Origin of the sequence: Sporosarcina ureae (genome assembly GCF_029267015.1) — a bacterium.
GTDB lineage: Bacteria > Bacillota > Bacilli > Bacillales_A > Planococcaceae > Sporosarcina > Sporosarcina ureae_D.
This window is the reverse complement of record NZ_JARIEA010000032.1, coordinates 1-9,376: the sequence shown is the minus strand read 5'-3', so window position 1 is coordinate 9,376 and position 9,376 is coordinate 1. Positions and strand designations below refer to the sequence as shown.

Genomic DNA, 9,376 nt, shown 5'->3' with positions numbered 1-9,376 from the left:
TATGAGATGTGGAAAAGTGGCGTGCGAAGTGATTCTAGTATGAATGGTCGACCTGGAATGCCATTAAAATCATGGAATTAAAGAAGATGCACACAGTTTGCTAACTTTCAGCAAATTGTGTGTTTTTTTGTTAGACGAATATTCATTTGTCAATAGGGAACGTTCGTACTTATGCACAATTTGTGGATAGATTGTGGGTAACATATGTAACATGTGAATGGTAAACGTATACATGTAGGATAACTATGTGGACTATTAAACAATTAAATGTGGATAACGTGGATAACTATGTTCATATGTGTTCAAATGGGGATTTTCTCTGTGGAAAAGGTTGTGGAGAAATAAATTTGATTTTGAGTTATTTTTTCTAATGAAAAGTTGAAAAAGACGAATGATTGATAGAATAGGGAAGATTATGTCGTGATATGTCGAATGAAGATGAGGAGTTTTTCGCCAATTCATTATATTCGTAGCATCAGGGATGGGTTTTAATCGCATAGACAAGATACATAATTTGTGTAAATATCCTATCCAAAATAAAAACGAACTTTCAATTGAAAGTTCGTTTCGTAATTATAGATTTTCTAGTTCGTCTTGAAGCATTAGCCACTCTTCCGATTGTTCGTCGTGTATAGCTTCGGTGTCATCGATTTGACGTTGAATATCCATTAGTTCGATATGGTCGTTCGCTAGTTCGGGTTCTAGTAATTTCAATTGTAACATCTCGATTTCCACATCAAGAGCTTCAAGTTTTTTCTCTATGTCTGCAATCGCTCTAGTTAGTTTGCGCTCGTGGCGTTGGTTTTCTTTGTTGGCTACTTCTTTTTTGATGATGGGTTCTTTTGAGCGCTGTTCAAGTTGTGTAGCTGCTAAAATTTCCTCTGTTTCGGTTTTCTTCTCGATGTAGTAATCATAGTCACCTAGGTATTCAACTGCACCGTCATCGCTCATTTCAATGACTTTGGTTGCGAGTCGATTGATGAAATATCTGTCATGTGACACAAAAAGAATGGTTCCTGGGAAGTCGTCAAGCGCATTTTCGAGGATCTCTTTACTGTCGAGATCTAGATGGTTTGTCGGCTCGTCCAAAATTAACGTGTTGGACTTCTCTAACATTAGTTGTGCCAATGAAAGACGAGCTTTCTCCCCGCCTGAAAGCGATGTGACGAGTTTTTCTATATCGTCGCCTGTGAACAGGAATCGCCCAAGTAATGAGCGTACATCTTTTTCATTCATCAATGGCCAATCATCCCAGATTTCTTGCAAAACGGTGCCAGAACCGATGAGTGTTGCTTGGTTTTGATCATAGTAACCGAATTGCACGTTCGTACCGTAACGGATTTCGCCACCTAGCAGCTCGTTACGCTTTACTATAGTTTTAAGTAAAGTTGACTTGCCTACACCGTTTGGTCCGACGAATGCCACGCGGTCTCCCTTATAAATTCGCAGATTAATATGCTTTGATACAGGCACTTCGTCATAGCCAATTTTCACATCGTCTAGCGATAGTACATCGTTACCGCTTGGTCGATCGAGTGAGAAAGAGAAGTTGGCGGATTTCTCGTCACCGTCAGGAGAGTCCATCCATTCACGGCGCTCAAGTTGTTTGCGTCGACTCTTCGCCATTTTGGAAGTGGATGCACGCGCAATATTCTTTTGAATAAATTCTTCGAGCTTCGCACGTTCATCCTTTTCCTGAACAAATAACTTCTGATCACGTTCATAGTTTTTTGCTTTCTCATCTAGATATGAACTGTAATTTCCGCTGTACTTTGAAACTTTTCGTCGTGATACTTCATATACGGTTGTAACTACTTTATCGAGGAAGTACCGATCATGAGAAACAATTAAAATAGCACCTTCATAGCCCGACAAGTAACGTTCCAGCCAGTTCAGTGTCTCGATGTCCAAGTGATTCGTCGGTTCATCGAGTATCAACAGGTCCGGCTTGCTCAGAAGCATACGTGCAAGCGCAAGACGCGTTTTCTGACCGCCTGACAGTAAGTGCACCGGCTTCTCGAAATCGTCCGGATAAAATCGCATGCCGTGAAGAACAGAACGGGCATCGGCTTCAAACTGATAGCCTCCCGCTTCTTTAAAAGCGATTTGAAGCTCATCATACTCGGTCATTACGCGTGTGTAACGATCGGTATCTTCATACACTGCAGGATTCGCCATTTCATGTTCTAACGTACGCAAACGACTTTCTTTTTCACGAAGTGGTGCAAATACTGTCATCACTTCATCCCAAATCGTTAGCTCCGAATCCAGTCCGCTATGCTGTTCAAGATAGCCCATACGTATATCCTTTGGAATCATAATATCGCCTTCATCCGCGGATAGTTCGCCTGCTATTATTTTTAATAATGTCGATTTTCCGGCACCATTTCGTCCAACGAGTGCGACACGATCCCGATGCTGTACTTCGAGACGGACATTCTCCAGTAGATTCGTACCTGAAAAAGACTTGGTCAGTCCATTCACTTGTAAAATAATCAAGCCCCACACCTCTATTCCTTATCAGTTTAATGGAACGGAGCGCACCATGCAATAATCGGCTTTACAATAATCTCGTTGTGCTGTACGATAAAAGCGGCTATACCCTTGTTCATGGGTTGGTCATTGAAGTAACAATGGAGGTTCGGCACAGCGTGAGTAAACCTAGAATTCCACAGGCAACATCTAAACGATTGCCTCTATATTATAGATTTTTGAGAAATTATGCAGACAAAGGCGTACAACGCATATCATCGGGAGAATTAAGTGAAGCGATGAAAATTGATGCGGCGACGATCAGAAGAGATTTCTCCCATTTCGGAGCGCTTGGACGTAAAGGATACGGCTATGACGTTGATTCCTTATTGCAGTTCTTCCGTGAAACACTTGATCAGGATGAAGAAACCAAAGTTGCTTTAATCGGGGTAGGTAGTCTCGGTAATGCATTCTTGAAATATAATTTTCAGAAGATCCATAACACGAAAATTGTCGTGGCGTTCGATCCGAAAGCACCGCATGATGGGGAATTAAAGAACGATATCCCTATCTATCCACCTGATCGTATCGAGGAGAAAATTAAAGAACTGGGCATCGAAATGGTGATATTAACTGTTCCATCACGCGTTGCACAGGAATTGACAGACCGCCTCGCTACAACAGGCGTGAAGGGGATTTTGAATTTCACGCCTGAACGTTTAGCAGTACCAGATACAATCCGCATCCAGACCATTGACTTGTCCGTAGAGCTGCAAACATTGATTTATCTCATTAAAACAGACGTAAAAGATTCACAAATTACATAACACTGTGATAGTAAAATTATAGGTTTTCATGTAGAATAGACATATTATGAGGAGGTGGCCAACATGGCTCCAGGTATCGGAAGTTTACTGATAATCGCTGTGATTGCATTGCTTATATTTGGTCCTAAGAAATTACCTGAAATCGGTAAAGCGTTCGGTTCTTCATTGCGCGAGTTCAAAAACGCAACTAAAGGCCTTACAGATGACGAAGATGACGTAAAAAAGGTTGAAGACAAGAAAGAAGAAGTGCGCTGAGTTAGGGTGTTATTCTGATGGCAGATAAAGACTTAACAATCATTGAACATATAGATGAAGTTCGAAAACGGCTGATGGTAATCGTCGTTTTCTTTATTGTTGGGGCAATTGGCAGTTTCTTCTTAGCGAAACCGCTGATCAATTTTATACAATTCGATACACCGGCTGAACAAGTCACATTAAATGCATTCAACGTCGTAGATCCAGTCGTGATCTATTTGAAGGTTATAGTATTTCTTGCGATTATTATTATTTCACCGGTCATCATGTATCAATTTTGGGCCTTTATTTCACCAGGTCTTCGTGACTTAGAACGACGTGTCACGCTATCGTATATACCGTTTGCTTTTCTGCTGTTTTTAGCAGGAATTAGTTTCTCTTACTTTGTATTGCTACCGTACGTGATGAAATTCATGATTAATCTGTCAGGTCAATTGAACATTGAGCAGACAATCGGTATCAATGAGTATTTTTCTTTTTTATTCTCACTACTCTTGCCGTTTGGTTTTGTTTTTCAATTACCGATCGTCATATTGTTTTTATCCCGTCTCGGTGTGTTGCAACCTAAAGTGCTTGTTAAAATACGAAAGGTTGCGTACTTTGTTCTATTCGTACTTGCTGCGTTCATTACACCACCGGACATTGTATCGCATTTATTCACCACGGTTCCGCTATTCATCTTATATGAGGTCAGTATCGTGATTTCACGTCTAGGCTACAGGAAGTTTGAGAAGTCCGAACGTCTGCGCCAGATGGAAGAAGTGAAGGCAGAGCAACAGCGTCAAATTGACGAAGTGATGAATAAAACAGATGATAACTAAACCACTCAAATCCTCTTGCTCACGCAGGAGGATTTTCGCGTTTACCTACTAAAGATCGGAGATGGGTTCATTTACCAGTAGCCCTATGGTAAACTATCTAAGAATAGAATGAGTAGGGGGAAATGAAATCTAGTGAACAGCAAAAAGACTCCAAACAGATGGAGCAAGTGGTTGTTAGGTGCAATGTTGCTTATGGGGAGTGTTACGACTCCTGTCGCAGGTGGTCAAGTTGCTGCTGCACAGCAGTCTTATAAAGCGATGGAAGTCGGTATCAATCAAGTTATTACTAGTCAACGTATGCGTGGTACACGAAGCAGTGTCATCGTACGTGAAGCTGATACGAATCGTATTATCTATCAATATCGTGGCAATCAAGGAGTTACACCTGCCTCGAATGTTAAAGTGTTAACAAGTACAGCGGCTCTTGAAGTGCTTGGTAAAGACTATACATTCGACACAGATGTCTTTACGAACGGCACGGTAAAAAACGGTGTTCTTGACGGTCATCTTTATTTACGCGGGACAGGAGATCCGACATTACTAGAATCTGATTTACTCCGTCTAGCAAGACAAATGCGGGAATCGGGAATTCATACAGTAACCGGACATATTGTGGCGGACGATACGTGGTTTGACACGCAGCGTCTATCACCAGGTATTTATAAATCAGATGAAACGTATTACTATGCAGCACAAGTTTCAGCACTGACGATCTCGCCAAATAAAGATTACGATGCAGGTACGACAATTGTTGAAGCCAAGCCGACAAGAAACGGTAAAGCGGGAGCGGTCACATTGACTCCACATACGGACATCGTAAAAGTGATCAACCGCACACGGACAGTACCGAAAAATCAACGCAACACGGTAACAATGAGTCGTCAACAAGGCACGAATACCATTATTGTTTCAGGAAACGTACCACTCAACTCAAACGGCAAGCGTCAATGGGTAACGGTATCGAATCCGACTGCCTATACAGCAGACGTTTTCAAACGCGCACTGGCCAAAGAAGGCATCAAGCTTCAGCCAACAGCACGTGTCACACGTGGCAAGACACCTGCAAACGCAGCATTACTTGCAAAGAAAGAATCGATGTCATTGTTTTATTTAATGATGCCATTTATGAAATACAGCAACAACTCCCATGCGGAAATCTTGGCGAAATCGATGGGTCGCGCGGTATACAATGACGGGAGTTGGAATGCCGGCTTGCGTGTTGTTAGAGAAACGTTAGAAAAGGATGGTATTAGTACAAAGGGAATCTATCTAGAGGACGGGTCAGGTATGTCTCATAAGAATAAAATCCCTTCCGAGAAGATCGCAGAAGTGTTATATGCAGCCCAGTCCAAAGATTGGTATAAGGCATTTGAGCGCTCACTACCCATTGCAGGCGTTAATGATCGCATGCTTGGTGGAACGTTGCGTAACCGTCTGACAAGCCCTGTAGTGAAGGGCAAGGTATACGCGAAGACGGGTTCTCTGAATGGCACAGATTCGTTGTCTGGCTATGTGAAAACAAAGAGTGGACAAGAGTTGATCTTCAGTATTTTGACAGAGAATGTTAAAGGAACAGCTAGGCCTGATATTGATAAGATGGTTCAGGTTATGGCGGCGCAGTAAGAAGTAGTAAGTGTGCACTTGGTTTACGGTTTTGGGATTGTGAGTATAGGATGATTTTCTCACTTACTATAATTAGAAAAGATACTAGTTGATCGGAGTGGAAGGCGGCGACTCCAGCGGGAATAGCGCGAGCTGAAAGCCCCGCAGGAACGTAGTGACGAGGAGATTGAAGCCGTGCCCGCGGAACGCGTCCGCCTGGAGCGCAGATTAACGGTGCCTTCACACTCACCGAATTCTCAACATACTCACAGTAAAAAATCTCCCCATTTCACGGGGAGATTTTTTCTATTGTAAGAATAATACGATACTCTGCTGCATATCTTGTAGTTGTTGCAGCTTATCCGCATTCCATTGCACGACAGTGACGAAACTGTTCATCAGGAAATGTGCAATCATCGGGGTTAGCAGTCGCTTAGTTTTATAGTAGACGAAGGCGAACGCAAGACCCGGCATCAAATACATCAACAAATGCTGTAGCTCATTATGTACAGCAGCGAAGACGATGGCGCTGACAATCGCAGCGACCCAGAAGTTTGTCTTGTTGTACAAGCCACCGAAGATAATCCGGCGGAACACGACTTCTTCAAGGAACGGTGCAAACAACACCATAGCAAAGATGATGATTGGCGCTGTCTTTGCGATGTTCGACAGTAACTCCGTATTCTCGGAGCCTGCTGTTACACCGAACATAGACTCAATCGCAGCACCAATAATCTGTCCAGCCATCGCGAGGAAGAAACCGAGTACTCCCCATAGCAGGACGCTTCCGAAACCAGATGGCTTTCCTTTAAACACAGGCAAGAACTTTTTATTTCGTAACAGAATCGCGGCAACTATGAGTGCAGCGATACCTTGCGTGATAAATAACGTCCAGGCGAAACCTTGCGACAAAGCTTCTACTTTAGACAAGTCTTTGCCGGTGAAGTAAACAATTAATTCAGGGGCAAGAAAAATGCTGCCAATCTGAAGCAACACATATGAGACGAAGATCATCAGAGCAACTATCCAGTTTTTCACGGTGCACAACCTTTCTTCCATACATGATGAATAGTTTAACGCGAAAAAAGACGTTTGGCAAAAGAAGAAAATGTCGAACGCTTTTACTTGCAATTATGTATGAAATTCTTTAATATAAGAGTTGTGTTAGCACTCGTTGTAAGTGAGTGCTAAGAAAAATAAAAACTACCCATTATCTCGAGGAGGTTGTTTCATTTGTTGAAACCACTAGGTGACCGTATCATTATCGAATTAATCGAAGCAGAAGAAAAAACATCAAGCGGTATTGTTCTACCGGACTCTGCGCAAGAAAAGCCACAAGAAGGTAAAGTAATTGCTGCTGGTACAGGCCGTGTTCTTGAGAACGGACAGCGCGTCGAACTTGAAGTATCTGAAGGCGACCGCATCATCTTCTCTAAATACGCAGGCACTGAAGTGAAGTATGAAGGTACTGAATACTTGATCCTTCGTGAAAACGACATACTTGCAATTATTGGCTAATCAATTAAAACGTAAACGTAGTAGACAAATAGAAAATTCTGGAGGGAATCATTTACATGGCTAAAGAACTTAAATTTAACGAAGATGCACGTTCCGCAATGCTTCGCGGTGTAGATACACTAGCAGACGCTGTAAAAGTAACACTTGGGCCAAAAGGTCGTAACGTCGTACTTGAGCGCAAATTCGGTTCACCACTGATTACAAATGATGGTGTAACAATTGCAAAAGAAATCGAGCTTGAAAATGCATTTGAAAATATGGGCGCAAAGCTAGTAGCAGAAGTTGCTTCTAAAACAAATGACATCGCAGGGGACGGAACAACAACTGCAACAGTCCTTGCACAAGCAATGATCCGTGAAGGTTTGAAGAACGTAACAGCCGGCGCAAACCCAGTCGGTATCCGTAAAGGAATCGAAAAAGCGGTAATCGCAGCAGTCGAAGGCCTTCAAAGTGTTTCCGATGAAATCGAAACTAGACAAGAAATCGCACAAGTTGCGGCTATCTCTTCTGGAGATGAAGAAGTCGGCGAGTTGATTTCACAAGCAATGGAGCGCGTGGGTAACGATGGTGTTATCACGATCGAAGAATCCAAAGGCTTCGTAACAGAGCTGGATGTAGTAGAAGGTATGCAATTCGACCGTGGCTACGCATCTGCTTATATGGCAACAGATACAGACAAAATGGAAGCAGTGCTTGATAATCCATACGTCTTGATTACAGATAAGAAAATTAATAACATCCAAGAAATCCTTCCTGTACTTGAACAAGTTGTTCAGCAAGGTAAGCCATTGTTGATTATCGCTGAAGATGTTGAAGGTGAAGCTCTAGCGACACTAGTTGTTAACAAACTTCGCGGTACATTCAATGCGGTAGCAGTTAAAGCACCTGGCTTCGGTGATCGCCGTAAAGCTATGCTTGAAGACATTGCAATCCTAACGGGTGGACAGGTAATCACAGAAGATCTCGGACTTGATCTGAAATCTGCTGACCTTACATCACTAGGACGCGCAGCGAAAATCGTAGTTACAAAAGATAACACAACAATCGTTGAAGGTAGCGGCGACGCAGGTTCTATCGAATCACGTGTTGGCCAAATCCGTTCACAATTGGAAGAAACTACTTCTGAATTCGATAAAGAGAAATTGCAAGAACGTCTAGCTAAACTAGCTGGCGGTGTAGCAGTTATCAAAGTTGGAGCTGCAACTGAAACAGAGCTGAAAGAGCGTAAACTTCGTATTGAAGATGCATTGAACTCAACACGTGCAGCAGTAGAAGAAGGAATCGTATCTGGTGGCGGTACTGCACTAGTTAACGTGTATAAGCAAGTAGAAGCATTACTTGAAGATACTGAAGGCGACGTAGCAACGGGTATCAAGATTGTACTTCGTGCACTTGAAGAGCCAGTACGTCAAATCGCTACAAACGCGGGCCTTGAAGGTTCTATCGTAGTAGATCGCTTGAAGCGCGAAGAAGTCGGCGTAGGCTTTAACGCAGCAGAAGGCACATGGGTTAACATGGTAGAAGCAGGTATCGTAGATCCAACGAAAGTAACTCGTTCTGCACTACAAAATGCAGCATCTGTAGCAGCAATGTTCTTAACTACTGAAGCTGTTGTTGCAGACCTACCAGAACCAGCAGGTGGCGGTATGCCTGATATGGGCGGTATGGGTGGCATGGGCGGCATGATGTAAGCCGTTTTCCCAAAATATATTTTAAGCGCCAACTCCAGTTTATGGGGTTGGCGCTTTTTTTACGGTTCTATAATAAATGTTGGGGTACTCAAACAATTGAACAAAAAAATGCACGTGATCACCAATTTCTTTTATACTTGAATTGTCTAGAAACAAGTCAAAGAGAAAGGTGATACGTGCATATGAATTT

General features: G+C 42.6%; 8 protein-coding genes. 6 read left to right on the top strand and 2 right to left on the bottom strand.

Annotation, left to right across the window (positions count from 1 at the left end; all coding sequences use genetic code 11):
• Positions 1–573 precede the first annotated feature (573 nt).
• Positions 574–2,499 carry a ribosomal protection-like ABC-F family protein gene (gene abc-f, locus Q7P97_RS04910; RefSeq protein WP_303967373.1) on the bottom strand — a complete coding sequence of 642 codons (1,926 nt, stop codon included), beginning with the start codon at positions 2,497–2,499 and terminating at the stop codon, positions 574–576.
• 134 nt (positions 2,500–2,633) lie between these two features.
• On the opposite strand from abc-f, the gene Q7P97_RS04905 reads away from it, so the two are divergent.
• From Q7P97_RS04905 to dacB, 4 genes are all read left to right on the top strand, one after another.
• Positions 2,634–3,299 carry a redox-sensing transcriptional repressor Rex gene (locus Q7P97_RS04905; protein ID WP_085429019.1) on the top strand — a complete coding sequence of 222 codons (666 nt, stop codon included), beginning with the start codon at positions 2,634–2,636 and terminating at the stop codon, positions 3,297–3,299.
• 63 nt (positions 3,300–3,362) lie between these two features.
• A complete protein-coding gene (locus Q7P97_RS04900) occupies positions 3,363–3,554 on the top strand; it encodes a twin-arginine translocase TatA/TatE family subunit (protein ID WP_029055052.1) in 192 nt (63 codons plus the stop codon).
• Between the two features lie 17 nt (positions 3,555–3,571).
• On the top strand, positions 3,572–4,375 hold the full coding sequence (gene tatC / locus Q7P97_RS04895) for a twin-arginine translocase subunit TatC (RefSeq protein ID WP_303967362.1): 804 nt from the start codon (positions 3,572–3,574) through the stop codon (positions 4,373–4,375).
• A gap of 132 nt (positions 4,376–4,507) precedes the next feature.
• Positions 4,508–5,998, top strand: a complete 1,491-nt coding sequence (dacB, locus tag Q7P97_RS04890) for a D-alanyl-D-alanine carboxypeptidase/D-alanyl-D-alanine endopeptidase (RefSeq protein WP_303967358.1) — start codon at positions 4,508–4,510, stop codon at positions 5,996–5,998.
• Positions 5,999–6,283: 285 nt separating this feature from the next.
• Here dacB and Q7P97_RS04885 read toward each other — a convergent pair whose 3' ends face one another.
• Positions 6,284–7,015 (bottom strand): CPBP family intramembrane glutamic endopeptidase, encoded by a 732-nt coding sequence (locus Q7P97_RS04885; RefSeq protein ID WP_303967355.1) that lies wholly within the window; start codon positions 7,013–7,015, stop codon positions 6,284–6,286.
• Between the two features lie 195 nt (positions 7,016–7,210).
• Between Q7P97_RS04885 and groES the strand changes: the two genes are divergently transcribed.
• Both groES and groL read left to right on the top strand, forming a co-directional pair.
• Entirely contained in the window at positions 7,211–7,495 is a 285-nt protein-coding gene (groES, locus tag Q7P97_RS04880; RefSeq protein WP_303967352.1) for a co-chaperone GroES, read from the top strand.
• A gap of 56 nt (positions 7,496–7,551) precedes the next feature.
• On the top strand, positions 7,552–9,186 hold the full coding sequence (groL, locus tag Q7P97_RS04875; RefSeq protein ID WP_303967349.1) for a chaperonin GroEL: 1,635 nt from the start codon (positions 7,552–7,554) through the stop codon (positions 9,184–9,186).
• Positions 9,187–9,376 lie beyond the last annotated feature (190 nt).